Annotated in this window: 13 protein-coding genes; 8 read left to right on the top strand and 5 right to left on the bottom strand. The window is 73.1% G+C overall.

Annotated elements, in window-relative coordinates; translation table 11 throughout:
* Nucleotides 1-36 precede the first annotated feature (36 nt).
* The 5 genes from glpX (at nt 37) to HGAM_RS07800 (ending at nt 4724) form a co-directional block, all read left to right on the top strand.
* The gene (glpX, locus tag HGAM_RS07820; RefSeq protein WP_019144922.1) at nt 37-1050 is read left to right on the top strand and encodes a class II fructose-bisphosphatase; all 1014 of its coding nucleotides are present in this window, start codon (nt 37-39) and stop codon (nt 1048-1050) included.
* 1 nt (nt 1051) lies between these two features.
* Nucleotides 1052-1951, top strand: a complete 900-nt coding sequence (locus HGAM_RS07815) for an alpha/beta fold hydrolase (RefSeq protein WP_019144921.1) — start codon at nt 1052-1054, stop codon at nt 1949-1951.
* A gap of 20 nt (nt 1952-1971) precedes the next feature.
* A complete protein-coding gene (locus tag HGAM_RS18355; protein ID WP_019144920.1) occupies nt 1972-2625 on the top strand; it encodes a maleylpyruvate isomerase N-terminal domain-containing protein in 654 nt (217 codons plus the stop codon).
* Nucleotides 2622-3272, top strand: a complete 651-nt coding sequence (locus tag HGAM_RS07805) for a spermine/spermidine synthase domain-containing protein (RefSeq protein ID WP_019144919.1) — start codon at nt 2622-2624, stop codon at nt 3270-3272. Before HGAM_RS18355 ends, HGAM_RS07805 begins: the two co-directional genes overlap by 4 nt.
* A 66-nt stretch (nt 3273-3338) precedes the next feature.
* Nucleotides 3339-4724, top strand: a complete 1386-nt coding sequence (locus HGAM_RS07800) for a class II fumarate hydratase (protein ID WP_019144918.1) — start codon at nt 3339-3341, stop codon at nt 4722-4724.
* Between the two features lie 188 nt (nt 4725-4912).
* On the opposite strand, the gene HGAM_RS18350 is transcribed toward HGAM_RS07800, so the two are convergent.
* Entirely contained in the window at nt 4913-6292 is a 1380-nt protein-coding gene (locus HGAM_RS18350) for a DUF2079 domain-containing protein (RefSeq protein WP_019144917.1), read from the bottom strand.
* A 38-nt stretch (nt 6293-6330) separates the two neighbouring features.
* On the opposite strand from HGAM_RS18350, the gene HGAM_RS07790 reads away from it, so the two are divergent.
* A complete protein-coding gene (locus HGAM_RS07790; RefSeq protein WP_019144916.1) occupies nt 6331-6822 on the top strand; it encodes a P-loop nucleotide/nucleoside kinase family protein in 492 nt (163 codons plus the stop codon).
* Here the strand turns inward: HGAM_RS07790 and phoH2 are convergent.
* Nucleotides 6812-8107 (bottom strand): RNA 5'-3' helicase PhoH2, encoded by a 1296-nt coding sequence (gene phoH2 / locus HGAM_RS07785; protein ID WP_049798274.1) that lies wholly within the window; start codon nt 8105-8107, stop codon nt 6812-6814. The genes HGAM_RS07790 and phoH2 overlap by 11 nt on opposite strands.
* Nucleotides 8108-8298: 191 nt before the next feature.
* Complete coding sequence (locus HGAM_RS07780; RefSeq protein WP_019144914.1) at nt 8299-9060, bottom strand: isoprenyl transferase; 762 nt, start codon at nt 9058-9060, stop codon at nt 8299-8301.
* 18 nt (nt 9061-9078) lie between these two features.
* Between HGAM_RS07780 and trhA the strand changes: the two genes are divergently transcribed.
* Nucleotides 9079-9780, top strand: a complete 702-nt coding sequence (gene trhA / locus HGAM_RS07775) for a PAQR family membrane homeostasis protein TrhA (RefSeq protein ID WP_019144913.1) — start codon at nt 9079-9081, stop codon at nt 9778-9780.
* Nucleotides 9781-9838: 58 nt separating this feature from the next.
* Here the strand turns inward: trhA and HGAM_RS07770 are convergent, their stop codons facing one another.
* Both HGAM_RS07770 and HGAM_RS18345 read right to left on the bottom strand, forming a co-directional pair.
* Nucleotides 9839-11830, bottom strand: a complete 1992-nt coding sequence (locus tag HGAM_RS07770; RefSeq protein ID WP_019144912.1) for a thioredoxin domain-containing protein — start codon at nt 11828-11830, stop codon at nt 9839-9841.
* A 99-nt stretch (nt 11831-11929) separates the two neighbouring features.
* A complete protein-coding gene (locus HGAM_RS18345) occupies nt 11930-14566 on the bottom strand; it encodes a beta-glucosidase (protein WP_019144911.1) in 2637 nt (878 codons plus the stop codon).
* Between the two features lie 392 nt (nt 14567-14958).
* Between HGAM_RS18345 and HGAM_RS07760 the strand changes: the two genes are divergently transcribed.
* Nucleotides 14959-16434 carry a hypothetical protein gene (locus HGAM_RS07760; protein ID WP_038951643.1) on the top strand — a complete coding sequence of 492 codons (1476 nt, stop codon included), beginning with the start codon at nt 14959-14961 and terminating at the stop codon, nt 16432-16434.
* The last annotated feature ends 1 nt before the right edge of the window (nt 16435 follow it).

Here is a 16435-nt window from a genome sequence, read left to right as displayed (position 1 = left end):
CCTGGCGCACCGCCGTGACGCCGGTAGCATGCCGCCATGACTGAGCACAGCCTGCAGCCGGCCGCCCAAGCCCCCGATCGCAACCTCGCGCTCGACCTCGTGCGCGTGACGGAGGCGGGAGCGCTGGCCGCCGGCCGCTGGGTCGGACGCGGTGACAAGAACGGTGCCGACGGCGTGGCCGTCAACGCGATGCGCAGCCTCATCAACACCGTCACGATGCGCGGCGTCGTGGTCATCGGCGAGGGCGAGAAGGACGACGCGCCCATGCTGTTCAACGGCGAGGAGGTCGGCGACGGCACCGGCCCCGAGTGCGACGTCGCGGTCGACCCGATCGACGGCACCACGCTGACCGCCAAGAGCATGCCCAACGCCGTCTCGGTCATGGCCGTGGCGCCGCGCGGCTCGATGTACGACCCGTCCGCCGTGTTCTACATGGAGAAGCTGGTCACCGGCCCCGAGGCCGCGGACGTCGTCGACATCCGGCTGCCGATCTCGGAGAACATCCGCCTCGTCGCCAAGGCCAAGGGCGTCTCGGCCGGCGACATCACCGTCTGCGTCCTGGACCGTCCGCGCCACGACGAGCTGGTCGACCAGATCCGCGCCACCGGCGCCCGCATCAAGTTCATCACCGACGGCGACGTCGCCGGCGCCATCACCGCCGCGCGTCCGGGCACCGGCGTCGACCTGCTGGTCGGCATCGGCGGCACGCCGGAGGGCATCATCGCCGCGTGCGCCATGAAGTGTGTCGACGGCGTCATCCAGGGCCGGCTGTGGCCCACCGACGACGACGAGCGCCAGCGCGCGATCGACGCCGGCCACGACCTGGACCGCGTGCTCTACACCGACGACCTGGTCACCGGCGACGACGCGTTCTTCGTCGCCACGGGCATCACCGACGGCGAGCTCATGGACGGCGTCCGCTACCTGCCCGGCCGGGCGGTGACCGAGTCGATCGTCATGCGCTCGCGCAGCGGCACGATCCGCAAGATCACCTCCGAGCACCGGCTCACCAAGCTCCAAGCGTACTCGGCCATCGACTACAACAGCTGAGATGACCGAGCGCGTCGCGGCCCTGCCGTCGGGCATCGACCTGTGCTTCGAGACGTTCGGCGACGACGGCGATCCGACCGTGCTGCTCGTCATGGGCGTGGGCGGGCCGATGGGCTGGTGGGACACCGACTTCTGCCGGATGCTCGCCGACCGCGGCTACCGGGTCGTCCGCTACGACAACCGTGACACCGGACGCTCGACCAAGCTCGAGGGCTTCGAGGTGACGCGGGTCGACCTCGTCCGCGCCTGGCTCGGCCTGGGCAAGGCGCCGTACGGCCTCGACGACCTCGCCGACGACGCGCTCGGCCTGCTCGACCACCTGGGGGTCGACCGGGCGCACGTCGTGGGGGTGTCGATGGGCGGGATGATCGGCCAGACCATGGCCATCGCCCACCCCGAGCGGGTCGCCTCGCTGGTGTCGATGTCGTCCACGACCGGACGCCGGCGGGTCGGCTACCAGCACCCCAGCGTGCTGAAGCCGTTCCTGGCGAACGTCCCGCTCGACCGCGACGCGTACGTCACCCGCACGATCCGGGGCAGCGCGCTCATCGGCTCGCCGGGGTTCCCCACCACCGAGGACGTGCACCGCACCCGGGCCGAGGAGACGTACGACCGCGGCTGGATCCGCGGCGGGTCGCTGCGCCACACGCTGGCGGTGCTGACCCAGCCCGACCGCACCCGTGACCTCGGCGACCTGACGATGCCGGTCGCCGTGGTGCACGGCCTGCGCGACCCGCTCGTCGACAAGTCGGGCGGGCGCGCCACCGCTGCGGCGATCCCCGGCGCCGAGCTGCTCGAGCTCGCCGGCATGGGCCACGACCTGCCCGCCCCGCTGTGGCGCACGTTCGTGGACGTCGTCGCGCGCACCGCCGCCCGCGCCGGCGACCCTCCGCGCACCTGAGGCTCGGTACGGTGCCGGTCATGGACCGGATCGACCGCATCGCCTTCGTCGCCGCCTGCCGCACCGCCTTCGACCTGGCGTCGCGGCCCGAGGTCGCGGACGCGTGGACGTCCGAGAGCAGCTGCGAGGGCATGACCGTCGGCGGGCTCGCCCAGCACCTGCTGGCGCAGCCCGAGCGGGTGGTGCAGCTCCTCTCCGCCGCGCCCGAGGGCGACCCGATCCCGGCGATCGAGCACTACCGCCGGGCCGCGTGGGTGCAGAGCGATCCGGAGGCGGAGGTCAACATCGAGATCCGCACGAGCGCGGACGACGCCGCCACGGCGGGCCACGACGCCGTGCTGGCTCACGCCCGCGAGGTGCTCGACGACCTGCCCGACGTGCTGTCAGCACACCGCTCCCCCGACGTCGTGCGCGTCCCGTGGCAGGGCTGGACGCTGACGTCCGACGACTTCCTGCTCACCCGCTCGCTCGAGCTCGTGGTGCACAGCGACGACCTGGCCAGCAGCGTCGGCCTGCGCACGCCGCCGATGCCCGAGCGCGTCGTCGGTCCCGTCCTCGCGCTGCTCACGAACCTGGCCGTCGAGCGGCACGGCCAGGCGGCCCTGATGCGCACCCTCAGCCGTCCGCAGCGGGCACCGCGTGTCGTGTCCGCGTTCCACGATGGGGACGCATGAGCGAGCGCAGCGAGCGAGCAGACGAGGTCACCGTGCGGCGGCGCGAGGACGGCTCGGTCGAGCTGCGGGTCAACGGCGTCTTCGTCATGGACGACGTGGAGACGAGCAGCGAGCGGCTGCTCGCGCGCGCCGTGGTCGACCTGGGTGCGTCCGAGGTGCTGGTCGGGGGGCTCGGGCTCGGCTTCACCGCCCGCGAGCTGCTGTCGGCGCCGTCGGTGCAGCGCGTCGTCGTGGCCGAGCTGCACGGCGAGATCGTCGCCTGGATGCGCGACGGCACGCTGCCCGGTGCCGACCTGCTGACCGACCCTCGCCTGCAGGTCGTCGTCGGCGACGTGCGCGACGTCGTGGCCGCGCAGCCCGCCGCGTCCCTCGACGCGATCGTGCTCGACGTCGACAACGGGCCGGACTTCCTCGTCCACGACCAGAACGCCGCCGTCTACGAGCCCGGGTTCGCCGACGTGTGCGCGTCCCGGCTGCGCGCCGGCGGGCACCTGTCGATCTGGTCCATGGCCGACTCCGCCGACGTCCGCGCCCTGCTCGACGACCGCTTCGAGGAGGTCACCGCCACGTCCGTGCCGGTCGACCTGCAGGGCCGCGACGAGACCTACTGGGTGCTCACCGGGTCACGTCCGCGGCTCGCCGGCTGACCCCGGCGCAGGCCGGGTGAAGAAGCCCACAGGCCTGTCCGGATGCGGTCGGATATGGTGCCGAGCATGACCGAATACCGCATCGAGCACGACACCATGGGCGAGGTCAAGGTCCCGGCCGACGCCCTGTGGCGGGCCCAGACCCAGCGCGCCGTCGAGAACTTCCCGATCTCCGGCACCCCCATCGAGTCGGCCCAGATCAAGGCGCTCGCGCAGATCAAGGCCGCGTGCGCGAAGGCGAACGCCGAGCTCGGCATCCTCCCGCAGGACGAGGCGGACGCCATCGTCGCCGCGGCGGCCGAGGTCGCGTCCGGCCAGCACGACGACCAGTTCCCGATCGACGTCTTCCAGACCGGCTCGGGCACGTCGTCGAACATGAACACCAACGAGGTCATCGCGACCCTGGCCTCCAAGGCGCTCGGCCGCGAGGTGCACCCGAACGACAAGGTGAACGCCTCGCAGTCGTCCAACGACGTCTTCCCGACGTCCATCCACGTGGCCGCCACGGCGTACGCGCTGGAGAACCTCGTCCCCGACCTGACGCACCTGGCAGAGTCGCTGGAGCGCAAGGCCGAGGAGTTCAAGGACGTCGTCAAGTCCGGCCGCACCCACCTCATGGACGCCACGCCGGTCACGCTCGGCCAGGAGTTCGCCGGGTACGCCGCGCAGATCCGCAAGGGCATCGCGCGCGTCCAGCAGGCCGTCCCGGCCACGGCCGAGGTTCCGCTGGGCGGCACCGCGGTCGGCACCGGCATCAACACGCCGCAGGGCTTCCCGCAGCGGGTCATCGCGATCCTGGCCGAGGACACCGGCCTGCCGCTGACCGAGGCGGTCGACCACTTCGAGGCGCAGGGCGCCCGCGACGGCCTGGTCGAGATGTCCGGCCAGCTGCGCACGATCGCGGTCAGCCTCGTGAAGATCTGCAACGACCTGCGCTGGATGGGCTCGGGCCCGCGCACTGGCCTGGGCGAGATCGCGCTGCCCGACCTGCAGCCGGGCTCGAGCATCATGCCGGGCAAGGTGAACCCGGTGCTGCCGGAGGCGACGCTGCAGGTCTGCGCGCAGGTCATCGGCAACGACGCGGCGATCGCGTTCTCGGGCACGACGGGCAGCTTCGAGCTCAACGTCATGCTGCCGGTCATGGGCCGCAACCTGCTGGAGTCGATGCGCCTGCTGGGCAACGCCTCGCGCGTCCTGGCCGACCGCTGCATCGACGGCACCACCGCGAACGTCGAGCACTGCAAGCGCCTGGCCGAGTCGTCGCCGTCGGTCGTGACGCCGCTCAACCGCTTCATCGGCTACGAGAACGCGGCCAAGGTGGCCAAGACCGCGGTCAAGGAGCAGAAGACGATCCGCGAGGTCGTCATCGAGTCCGGCTTCGTCGAGCGCGGCGAGATCAGCGAGGCCGACCTCGACAAGGCGCTGGACGTCATGAGCATGACCCACCCGTGACGCGTCCCTGACGCCACCGACGAGGCCCCCGGTCCCCACGGACCGGGGGCCTCGTCGCGTCCACGCCACGGGCCTCGTCGCGTCCGTTCCGCGGCAGACCCCGGGCATCCTGCCGAACCCCGGGGATGCTTCCCCGGGGTCTGGCGGTTTCCCTGGGGCCCCAGGGAAACCGCCAGAAGGAGACAGCGCTACCGCCTCGACGCGAGCTGGAAGCCGCCGTCGATGAGGACGAGGTCGTAGGGGACGCCGAAGGTCTCGGTGGCCCAGGCCGCGGCGTCCGTGGGTGAGCCGTACTGGCCGGCCTCGACGAGCACGTAGTCCGGACGCGCGTCGGGCATCACGGTGCCGATCCAGTAGGCGTCACGGTCGGTGACCAGGTGGGTCAGCGTCGCGATGTCGGCGACGACGGACGCGCCGGCAGGCACCAGGTCGACCGCCCCTTGCGCGGCCTGCGCGCGCGGCGACGTCTCGTACGTCGCCGGGTCCGCGAGGTCGCCCAGCGGGGACGTCGGCAGCCGCACCAGCGCGACCGCGACGGCCACCGCGGGCGCCCACCGGGCGACCTGCCAGACGACCGGGCTCGACCGCCGCCGGACGCGGGCCAGCCCGTCGACCATCGCCACGAACACGACGGGCATGAGCAGCAGCGAGTAGTGCCACTCGGTGCCCCAGTAGAACGGCACGCCCCCGACGAACCGCCACGCGAACGTCGGCAGCACCAGCAGCACCCACGGCGACCAGCAGGCCGCGAACGCGGTGACACCGAGGGTCAGCAGCACCGTGCCGAGCTTGACGTCCACGTCGGTCAGCAGCGTGCCGATCACGCCGTCGTCGCCGCCGAGGTTGCCGGTGTAGTCGTAGCCGCCGGACGAGTTGAGGAGCGGCAGCAGCACGGTCACCACGAGCAGCCATCCGAGCACCCCGGCCGCGGCCAGCGCCGCCCCGAGCCGGCGCGCTCCCCCGAGCCAGACCACGAAGCCGATCATCGCGACAGTCAGGCCGAGGTCCTCCTTGACCAGCAGCAGCGGCAGCGACCACAGCGCCACCGCTCGCCAGTCGCGTCGCACGTACGCCGCCCCCGCGAGCGCCAGCAGCGGCACGCCCAGCGCGACCTCGTGGAAGTCGGCGACCACGGCCGACTGCACGCCGAACGACAGCCCCATAGCCAGCGCGACGGCCACGCCGCTCCACGGTCCCAGCTCCCGCGCGGCCAGGCGTCCGACCACCGCCACCCCCACGCCGATCGCCACGACCTGCGCCACCAGCAGCGTCTGGGCCGACGGCACCAGCGCGTAGACCGGCGCCAGCAGCGCGATCACCGGGTGGAAGTGGTCGCCGAGCAGGTTGTAGCCCGGACCCTTGATCTCCACGAGCGGCCAGCCGCGGTCGACGTACGACTGCAGCGCCTGCTCGAAGATGGCGTTGTCCCACGACGAGGGCTCGAACCGCGCGAACCGGCGCAGCGAGAGGACGCCGAGCGCCAGGCTCGTCAGCACGGCCACGACGACCGGCGCCGCGGCGACCAGTGAGGCGCCGCGGCGCACGCGTCCGGTGGTCGAGGCGCTCATCGCCCCGATCCTGTCACGGGACGTCGTAGGGTCCGCTCATGAGCCGGGTCATCCTCATGTGCGGGCCGTCGGGGTCGGGCAAGTCCACGTACGCCCGGCGGCTCGAGGCCGACGGCATGGTGCGGCTCTCGTTCGACCACGAGACGTGGCGGCGCGGCCTCACCGCCCCGCTGACCGCGGCGGCCGCTGCCGAGATCGAGGCCGAGCTGCGCGCCCGCCTGCTCGCGCTCGTCGCGGCCGGCACCGACGTCGTGCTCGACTTCTCCTTCTCCACCCGGGCCCTGCGCGACGAGTACCGCGCGCTGCTCGCCCCGTCCGGCATCGTGCCCGAGACGGTCTTCCTGGCCACCGACCGCGCCACCGCGCTGGCCCGCCTGCGCGGGCGCACCGGCCGCGACGGCGACGACCTGGTGCTGGACGCCGACGTGGCCGCCCGCCACTTCGACACCTTCGAGGTGCCGACCCCGGACGAGGGACCGCTCCGGGTCGTCGCCGACGACCCGGAGCGGCAGCCCGACGTCAGAGGGTGACGTCCTCCAGCATCTCGGTGACCAGCGCCGCCACCGGCGAGCGCTCGGACCGGCTCAGCGTCACGTGCGCGAACAACGGGTGGCCCTTGAGCTTCTCGACCACCGCGACCACGCCGTCGTAGCGTCCGACCCGCAGGTTGTCGCGCTGCGCGACGTCGTGGGTCAGGACGACCTTGGAGTTGGCACCGATGCGCGAGAGCACCGTCAGCAGCACGTTGCGCTCCAGCGACTGCGCCTCGTCGACGATGACGAACGCGTCGTGCAGCGAGCGTCCGCGGATGTGGGTCAGCGGCAGCACCTCGAGCATCCCCCGCTCGACGATCTCCTCGACCACGTACTCGCTGGCCACGGCGCCGAGCGTGTCGAACACCGCCTGCGCCCAGGGCCCCATCTTCTCGGACTCGCTGCCCGGCAGGTAGCCCAGCTCCTGCCCACCGACGGCGTACAGGGGCCGGAACACGACCACCTTCTTGTGCTGGTGGCGCTCCATGACCGCCTCGAGCCCGGCGCACAGCGCCATCGCCGACTTGCCGGTGCCGGCCCGGCCGCCGAGCGAGACGATGCCCACCTCGGGGTCGAGCAGCAGGTCCAGCGCGACGCGCTGCTCGGCCGAGCGGCCGTGGACGCCGAACGCCTCGCGGTCGCCGCGCACGAGCTGCACCTGCTTGTCGGCGGTGACGCGTCCCAGGCCCGAGCCCTTGTCGCTCAGCAGCACCAGGCCGGTGTGGATCGGCAGCTCGCGAGCCGCCTCGAGGTCGATGCGGCCCTGCTCGTACAGGTCGTCGAGGTCGAGCGAGTCGACCTCGAGCTCGACCATGCCGGTCCAGCCGGTCTCGACCGCGAGCTCGGCGCGGTACTCCTCGGCGGCCAGCCCGGACGCGGACGCCTTGACCCGCATCGGCAGGTCCTTCGACACGAGCGTCACCGCGCGCCCCTCGTCGGCCAGGTTCCTGGCCACGGCGAGGATGCGGGTGTCGTTGTCGCCGAGCCGGAAGCCGGCCGGCAGCGAGGACACGTCCACGTGGTTGAGCTCGACCCGCAGCGTGCCGCCCTCGTCGCCGATCGGCAGCGGACGGTCGAGACCACCGTGCTGGGTGCGCAGGTCGTCCAGCAGCCGCAGCGCCTGACGGGCGAAGTAGCCGAGCTCGGGGTGGTGGCGCTTGGCCTCCAGCTCGGTGATGACCACGACGGGAATGACGACCTCGTGCTCGTGGAAGCGTGTCACGGCGCCGGGGTCGGCCAGCAGGACGCTGGTGTCCAGGACGTACGTGCGAGGGGTGCTCATGCTGTCGGCCACGATGTGCTCCTCGTGGGACCCGCGCGCGCCCTCGCCGGTCCCCTTACTCGGTAGGGGGGACCTGAACCTTCGGCTCCGGGGCGGGCGTCACAGGACGAACGTACGACCGCGCCGCGCCGCGACACGGCATTGTGCGCGTGTCGTGCGTTGCCGTCAGGTGAACAGTCGTCCCACGCGTCTCAGCGGCCGAAGCGGCGCTCGCGCCCGGCGTACGAGCGCAGCGCACGCAGGAAGTCGACCCGCCGGAACGCCGGCCACAGCGCGTCGCAGAAGTAGAACTCCGAGTGGACGCTCTGCCACAGCAGGAAGCCCGACAGCCGCTGCTCGCCGGACGTGCGGATGACGAGGTCGGGGTCGGGCATGCCCTTGGTGTAGAGGTGCTCGGCGATGTCGTCGACGTCGAGCGTGTGGGCCACGTCGGCCAGGCTGCGTCCGGCCTCGGCCTCGGTCAGGAGCAGCGAGCGGATGGCGTCGGTCAGCTCCTGGCGTCCGCCGTACCCGACGCACACGTTGACGACCGAGCCCTCGACCCCGCTGGTGGACTCCGCGGTGCGCTTGAGCCGCTCGGCGGTGTCGGGAGGCAGCAGGTCCAGGCTGCCGAGCAGCTGCACCCGGCGGCGTCCGGTGCCGGCCAGGGTCTCGGCGAGCTGCTCGATGACGGCGAGCAGACCGCGCAGCTCGTCGGCCGGACGCGCGAGGTTGTCGGTGGACAGCACCCACAGCGTGACGATCTCGATGCCGAGCTCGTCGCACCACCCGACGAACTCCACGATCTTGTCCGCGCCCGCCCGGTAACCACCCACCAGGTCGGCCCCGGCTCCCTTCGCCCACCGCCGGTTCCCGTCGACGATCGCACCGACGTGACGGGGCAGACGGTCGGGCCGGATCTCGCGCTGGAGCCTGCGCTCGTACAGCTGGTAGACGAGGTGGTTCAGGCCCATGCGGGCTACTCTAGGGCCATGCCAGAGACCAGGACCCCGGACGCCGCCCACGAGCTCGGTGACCGGATCCGGGACACGGCGCAGGAGATCAAGCCGCGCCTTCGAGGGTGGCTGCACGCCGCCACGTCGCCGCTGGCCTTCTTCAGCTTCATCGTCCTGCTGGTGCTGGCCGACGACACCCGCCTGCGGGTCGGCGCGGCCGTGTTCATGGTGTCGGCGCTGCTGCTGTTCACGGTCAGCGCGCTGTACCACACGCGCACCTGGTCGGACCAGGCTCGCGTGGTCTGGAAGCGCTTCGACCACGCCAACATCTTCGTGATGATCGCCGGCTCGTACACGCCGTTCTCGCTCATGCTGCTCGATCCCGACCACGCCGCGATCATGATGACGCTGGTCTGGGGCGGCGCGCTGCTGGGCGTGTTCTTCCGCATCTTCTGGGTCGGCGCTCCGCGCTGGCTGTACGTGCCGCTGTACCTCGCGCTGGGCTGGGCGGCGGTCATCTACCTGCCCGAGTTCGCCCGCGAGGCGCCCACGTCGGTGTTCGTGCTGATGATCGTCGGCGGCGTCCTGTACTCGCTGGGCGCGGCGGTCTACGGCTTCAAGAAGCCCGACCCGTGGCCGCGCTGGTTCGGCTTCCACGAGATCTTCCACTCGTTCACCATCGCGGCGTTCGTCGTCCACTACGTCGGCGTCAGCATCCTGGCCTACAGCGGCTACTGAGCCGCAGGGGCACCGTCCTCCCTCAGCTCGCGCACCGCTCCCTGAGCCTGTCGAAGGGTCAGCCGCCGAGCAGCGCGGCCAGCTCCTGCGGCGTCGTGACCGGCCGGTCGCAGACGAACCGCCGGCAGACGTACGCCGTCGCCCGTCCGTCCAACAGCCCCCGCTCGGCGAACAGCGGCACGTCGAGGCCCGGCTCCCCCGCCACCACGACCGCGCCCGGCGAGGCCGACGTGAGCGCCGTGCGCTGCAGCGCGGCGAGCTCGTCGCCCGAGCCGACCAGCGCGACCTCCAGCGGGCCGGCCAGCAGCGCCTCCGCCGCGGCCAGCGTCCACCCCGCGAAGCGCGGGTCCTGACGGGCCACGCCGGCCGCCGAACGCACGCCCGACTCGGCGGCCTCGCGCCAGCGCTCCTCCCCCGTGACCGCGGCCATCGCCAGCAGGTCGTGGACGACGGCGGACGTGCCCGAGGGGTAGGCGTTGTCGGCCGGGTCCTGCGGCCGGACGAGCAACGCGTCGGCCTCCGCGTCCGTGTCGTGGAAGCCGACCTCGGCGGCGAAGCGGTCCAGCACCTGCTCCAGCAGCGCCTGCGCCCGCTCGAACCAGACCCGGTCGCCGGTCACGCCGAGCAGCACCAGGTACGCCTCGGCGACGCACCCGTAGTCCTCGAGCACGCCGGCGTGCGCGCCCGCCCGGCCGTGGCGCGAGACGCGCAGCAGCCGGCCATCGTCGGTCGTGTGCACCGTGGCCAGCAGCTCGCCCGCCGCCCGCGCGGCGTCCAGGTAGTCCGGCCGCTCCAGGACGACCGACATCTCGGCCAGCGCGCTGATCGCCAGCCCGTTCCAGGCGGCGACGACCTTGTCGTCGATCGCGGGCTGGGGCCGCTCACCGCGCGCCTCGAGCAGCCGCGCCCGTACGCGGTCCAGACGGTCGTCGTCCGCCGGCGGGTCGAGCAGCTGCAGCGTCGACGTGCCGTGCTCGAACGTGCCCTGCTCGGTGACGGTGAAGACCTCGGCCGCCCAGGCACCGTCGTCGGGGCCGAGCACCTCGACGAGCCGCTCGGCCGTCCAGACGTACGTCGCCCCCTCGACCCCCTCGGTGTCGGCGTCCAGCGCCGACGCGAAGCCGCCCTCGGACGTCCGCAGGTCGCGCAGCAGGAAGTCCGCGACGTCGGTCGCGACGCGGCGGAAGCGCTCCGCGTGCTCCCCGCGACGGCTCGCGTGCGTGTAGACGCGAGCCAGCTGGGCGTTGTCGTAGAGCATCTTCTCGAAGTGCGGCACCCGCCAGAACCGGTCCACGCTGTAGCGCGCGAACCCGCCGGCGAGCTGGTCGTGCATGCCGCCGGCGGCCATGGCCAGCAGCGTGTGGTCGGCCAGGCGGGTCGCGCGCTCGTCGCCGGTGCGCGCCTCGTGCCGCAGCAGCCACTCCAGCACCATGGACGGCGGGAACTTCGGGCTCGTGCCGAACCCGCCGGCGTCCTCGTCGTAGGTGCGCGCCAGCGCGTCCAGAGCACCGTCGAGGTCGGCCGCGGAGAGCACCTCGCCCGGCACGTGGCCGGCGCTGCCCAGGTGGTCGACGACCTGCTGGCCGATGCGCACCACCTCGTCACGGCGGTTCGTCCAGGCGTCGTTCAGCGCCTGCAGCACCTGCGTGAAGGCGGGCATCCCCTGCGCCGGCACGGGCGGGAAGTAGGTGCCGCTGAAGAACGGCTCCCCCTCCGGCGTCAGCACGCAGGTCATGGGCCAGCCGCCCTGGCCGGTCATCGCCTGCACGGCGCGCATGTAGACCGCGTCGACGTCCGGACGCTCCTCGCGGTCGACCTTGACGTTGACGAAGTGCTCGTTCATGTAGGCCGCGGTGGCCGCGTCCTCGAACGACTCGTGCGCCATGACGTGGCACCAGTGGCAGGCGGCGTAGCCGACGCTGAGCAGGATCGGGCGGTCGGTCTCGCGGGCGAGCGCGAACGCCTCGGGGCCCCACTCGTGCCAGTCGACCGGGTTGTCGGCGTGCTGGAGCAGGTACGGGCTGGACGCCTGCGCGAGTCGGTTGGCCATGCCCGCCACGCTAGCGAGCACGACGCCCGGACGCCGGGCGAGACCTCCGGGCGCGGCGCAGGCCCGGGCGACCGGCCCGGGCCTGCGCCGTCCCTGTGCTCAGCGGACCTGCACCGAGCCCCCCAGCACGACGCGGGCCGACGACGGTCCGACCAGGATCCGCGTGCGGCCGGACGGCGTGACCCAGGCGTCGTCGCCCGTGTCCCAGTACGACAGCGCCTCCTTCGGGATGCGCACCGTGACGCGCCGCGACTGTCCCGGCGCGAGCCTCACCTTGGCGAACCCGGCGAGCTGGCGCGGCGGCGTGGCGACGGCACCGGGCAGCCGCCCGACGTAGACCTGGGCCACCTCCGAGCCGGTCCGCCGGCCGGTGTTCCGGACGGTGAACGTCGCCGTCACCCGGTCGCCGCGCCGGTTGCCCGACGAGACGCTCAGGTTGCGGTAGGCGAACGTCGTGTACGACAGGCCGAAGCCGAACGGGTAGCTCGGCCGGACGCGGTCCTCGAGAAAGCCTCGGTAGCCGACGTAGATCGACTCACGGAACCGAGCCACCCCCGGCGGCGTGCCGGGCACCTGGCGCTCGTTGCGCGGCAGGGTCGCCGGCAGCTTGCCCGACGGGTTCACGTCACCCCACAGCACGTCGGCGATGGCGTGGCCCTGCTCCTGCCCGGGGTACCAGGCCTGGACGATGCCCCGGACCCGTGCCGACCACGGCTCGGTCCGGCTGACGGCACCGGTCTCGACCACCACGACGGTCCGGGGGTTGACCCGAGCTACCTGGCGGATGAGCTGCTCCTGCTCCTTCGGCAGGGCCAGGTCGGGCCGGTCGTAGCCCTCGGTCTCGTAGTCACGGACGACCACCACGGCGGTGTCGGCGGCGCGTGCGGTCGCGACGGCCTCGGCCATCGCCGGCGACACCACGTCCTCGGGGTGCTGCCAGAACAGCCGCACCTGGCCGCCCTGGTAGGAGTTCAGCGCCGGCGCGCTGTACTCGATGCGCACCTCGTGCGGCTCGCCCTGCCGCAGCGTGACCCGGCGGCCGACCGACGACAGGTCGCCGGTGTGCTCGACCAGCAGCTCGCCGTCCAGGTAGAGCCGGGCGTCGCCGCGGGCCGTGAGCCCGAGCTGGTACGAGGCCGTGGCCGGAGCGGTCAGCGTGCCCGTCCACCGCGCCGACAGGTCGCCCAGGAGCGCGAAGTCACCGCGCGCCGTGGGGATCTTGGGCGACGCGACGTTGAACCCCGGGAAGTTCTGGAACCCGAAGTTGACGTTCACGTTGGGGTCGACCTGCGTCAGGTGCGGGTCGCCGGAGAACGTCCGGTTGCTCCAGTACGTCGCCGACAGCCCGTTCCCGTCCCCCTGCGACGGGGTCAGCACCGACGACGGGACCGGTGCGGCACCCGGGAGCAGGTCGCCCTCGGAGATGCCGTCGGTGCCCGCCGAGTACGTCACGTCCGTGCCGCCGCCGGCACGCTGCTCGATCCCCTGCAGCGGGGACACCGAGCGCGTCGGGCGCGAGACGGTGGCCGAGCCGCCGCCCTGGGCCGACGTGTTGTCGGCGTCGGGGCCGATCACCGCGATCGACCGGGCGCGCCGGTTCAGCGGCAGGACGCCGCGCTGGTTCTTCAGCAGCACCATGCCGTTCGCGGCCACCTCACGGGCGACGCGGGCGTCCCGCTCGACCTGGATCGGCTGCACCACCGGCAGCCGGTCGAACAGCCCCAGGCCGACCATCGGCCGCAGGATGCGACGGGCCATGTCGTCGAGCCGGGCCATGCTGACCTGGCCGGCCGCGACCGCGGCGACGAGACGCTCGCCGAAGTTCGCCGAGCCCGGACCCTGGTCGCCGGGCTGCTCCTGGTCCAAGCCGGCGTTCGCCGCCTGGACGGTGCTGGGCGTCGCGTTGTAGTCGCTCATGATGAAACCGCGGAGCCCGAACTGCTCCTTCAGGATCGTCGTCATGAGCGGGTTCTCGCAGGCGCTGATGCCGTTGACCCGGTTGAACGAGCACATCGCCGAGCCGGGCCGGCCGCGGTCGATGGCGATGCCGAACGGGCGCGAGTAGATCTCCTGCAGCGCGCGCTCGTCCACCTGGGCGTCGACGTCGAAGCGGTCGGTCTCCTGGTTGTAGGCGAACGGGTGCTTGAGCGACGCCACGACCGGACTGGCCTGGATGCCCCGGATCACCTGTGCGGCCATCGAGCCGATCAGCAGCGGGTCCTCGCCGAAGCCCTCGAAGGCGCGGCCCCACAGCGGTGTGCGGGCGACGTCGGCGGACGGCGCCAGCTCGAAGTTGTGGCCGGTGCGGAACGCCTCGCGGCCCAGCACGTCACCGAACGTCTCGGCCAGGCGCAGGTCGAACGTGGCCGCCAGGCTGGACGCGGACGGCAGCTGGGTCGACCGCTGGTCGATGTTCGGGTTGGCGACGCGGACGCCCACCGGGCCGTCGGCCATGGTCTGGGCGGGGATGCCGAGCCGCTCGATCGGGTTGTTGTAGAAGCCATAGTTGTTGTTGATCTGGCCGGTCGCGAGGTCCGCCTTCTCCTCGGTGGTCATCTGGGCCAGGATCTGCTCGACCCGGCGCTCGACCGCCGGCGACGTGTCCCAGCTGGGCGTCCGCGGCGCGTCCACGCGGGAGGTGTCGACCCTGGGTGCGGTGAAGCGTGGTCCGCCGAAGCGGCTGCGCTGGTCCTGGTCGTCACGTGCCGCCGTGGCGGTGGTGACGGTGGATCCCATCAGCGCGACGACGGACGTCGCGACGATCAGGACCGTGGTGTGGCGTGCTCGGATTCTGCGTGGCAAGAACATGAGCCCTCCGGCTCCGGACAGGTCCGAGGGGGCGGCGCGGCAGGGCGTCGGGCGCGACGAAGGCGAGTCCGCTGGAGCGCGGCGGGGCGACCGTGGTCGGGGCGCCGCGCGGTGTGGGGGTGCTGCATCCTGGAAGAGGACGGTGGAGCGAGGCCACCGTCGTGTCTGCTGCGATTCCGCGGTGTTTTTCACCCTAGGTCGGCTCCGCCGGGGTGTCCAGGCGAGCCGCCGGGTGCCGCGTGGCGGGGGTTCCGAGACGTTCGCCGACGCGTCGACCGGGCGTCGCGCACGGGTCACGTGGCCTGCCTAGCGTCACGCCCATGCTCCAGCGCACGCCCCCGCGGACGAGCCGGCTCACGACGGTCGCACGGTCCCTGCGGTCGGGGCCGCTCGTCGTCCTGGCCGGGCTCGCGGCCGTGTTCGTGCGCCTGCCCGGGCTGGACGCCCCGCTGTCGCCCGACGAGGGCGGCTTCCTCATGGTCGCCGCGCAGTGGGCGCCGGGCTCCTCGCTCTACGGCGACTACTGGGTCGACCGGCCGCCGCTGCTGATCGGAGTCTTCGCCGTCGCGGACGCACTGGGCGGCACCGTCCCGCTGCGGCTGATCGGCGCCGCGGCGGTGCTCGGCTCGGTGCTGCTGGCCGCTCGGCTGGCGGTGCTCGTCGCCCCCGGACGGCCGTCGGCCCCGGTGCTCGTGGCGGTCACGGTGGCCGCGCTGGCATCCACCCCGCTGCATGGGGCGCAGGACGTCAACGGCGAGCTGCTCGCGCTGCCGCTCGTCCTCGCCGGCTTGGTCGCCCTGGTGGCCGGGACCGGGCCCGACCGGTCGCACGCGCTGGCCTGGGCCGCCGCCGGCGTGCTGGCCGCGTGCGCCGTGGCGGTGAAGCAGTCCGTCGTCGAGCTGGTCGTGGCCGGGCTGGTCGCGACCGTCTGGGTCGCGCGCACCCGGCCGATCGAGGCGGCGCGCCTGATCGCGTCCGCCGCCCTCGGCGCGGTCGCGACGCTGGGTCTGCTGCTGGGCTGGGCCGCCGCGCGCGGCACCGGTCCCCTGGACCTGTGGGACGCCACGGTGCGGTTCCGGCTGGACGCCGCCCACGTCATCGGCAGCTCGTCGACGAGCGCCACCGACGCTCGCGCCGCCGGCCTCGTGCTGGCGTTCGTGGCCAGCGGGGCCGCGGTGGTGCTGCTCGCGTGCCTGCTCCCGCGGTCCGGCGGGCTCCGGCGTCCGTCGCTCCCGCTCGTGCTGGCCGTCGCGGTGCTCACCACCGAGCTCGTCGTGGTCGCGGGCGGCGGCAGCTACTGGCGGCACTACCTCGTGGGGACGATCCCGGGCCTGGCGCTGCTGCTCGCCGCGACGCTGGAGCGCTCACCGCGACCGAGCCGGCTGGTCCGGCTCGCGGTCACCGGGACGGCGGCGTCGGCGCTCGTCGCCCTCGTCCCGTCGCTCGCGACGGCCCAGGCACCGAGCGACGACGACCGGCTCGTGGCGTACCTGCAGGCGAGCGCCGGTCCGGGCGACACCGCGGTGACCGCGTTCGGCGACCCGGCGCTGCTGCGCGAGGCCGGGCTCGACAGCCCGTACGAGCACCTGTGGAGCCTGCCCGTCCGCGTGCGGGACCCGCGGCTGGACGAGCTGCGGCGGGTGCTCGAGCGCGAACGACCGACCTGGGTGCTCGTGACCGGCCCGACGCTCCGGACGTGGGGCGTGGACGCGGCGTCGGCGCAGACCGTGCTCGACCGCGACTACGACGTGGCCGCCGTCATCGGCGACCGGCACGTCTACCGCGTGCGGTCGTAGG

The sequence above is a fragment of the Aeromicrobium massiliense JC14 genome (genome assembly GCF_000312105.1).
In the GTDB taxonomy this organism is placed as follows: domain Bacteria; phylum Actinomycetota; class Actinomycetes; order Propionibacteriales; family Nocardioidaceae; genus Aeromicrobium; species Aeromicrobium massiliense.
This window is presented reverse-complemented; position numbering and strand designations above follow the sequence as displayed.

Excerpts from the sequence above, each read along its gene's own strand:
- glpX (WP_019144922.1), top strand. The coding sequence starts at position 37 with ATGACTGAGCACAGCCTGCAGCCGGCCGCCCAAGCCCCCGATCGCAAC.
- HGAM_RS07815 (WP_019144921.1), top strand. The coding sequence starts at position 1,052 with ATGACCGAGCGCGTCGCGGCCCTGCCGTCGGGCATCGACCTGTGCTTC.
- HGAM_RS18355 (WP_019144920.1), top strand. The coding sequence starts at position 1,972 with ATGGACCGGATCGACCGCATCGCCTTCGTCGCCGCCTGCCGCACCGCC.
- HGAM_RS07805 (WP_019144919.1), top strand. The coding sequence starts at position 2,622 with ATGAGCGAGCGCAGCGAGCGAGCAGACGAGGTCACCGTGCGGCGGCGC.
- HGAM_RS07800 (WP_019144918.1), top strand. The coding sequence starts at position 3,339 with ATGACCGAATACCGCATCGAGCACGACACCATGGGCGAGGTCAAGGTC.
- HGAM_RS18350 (WP_019144917.1), bottom strand. The coding sequence starts at position 6,292 with ATGAGCGCCTCGACCACCGGACGCGTGCGCCGCGGCGCCTCACTGGTC.
- HGAM_RS07790 (WP_019144916.1), top strand. The coding sequence starts at position 6,331 with ATGAGCCGGGTCATCCTCATGTGCGGGCCGTCGGGGTCGGGCAAGTCC.
- phoH2 (WP_049798274.1), bottom strand. The coding sequence starts at position 8,107 with ATGAGCACCCCTCGCACGTACGTCCTGGACACCAGCGTCCTGCTGGCC.
- HGAM_RS07780 (WP_019144914.1), bottom strand. The coding sequence starts at position 9,060 with ATGGGCCTGAACCACCTCGTCTACCAGCTGTACGAGCGCAGGCTCCAG.
- trhA (WP_019144913.1), top strand. The coding sequence starts at position 9,079 with ATGCCAGAGACCAGGACCCCGGACGCCGCCCACGAGCTCGGTGACCGG.
- HGAM_RS07770 (WP_019144912.1), bottom strand. The coding sequence starts at position 11,830 with ATGGCCAACCGACTCGCGCAGGCGTCCAGCCCGTACCTGCTCCAGCAC.
- HGAM_RS18345 (WP_019144911.1), bottom strand. The coding sequence starts at position 14,566 with ATGGGATCCACCGTCACCACCGCCACGGCGGCACGTGACGACCAGGAC.
- HGAM_RS07760 (WP_038951643.1), top strand. The coding sequence starts at position 14,959 with ATGCTCCAGCGCACGCCCCCGCGGACGAGCCGGCTCACGACGGTCGCA.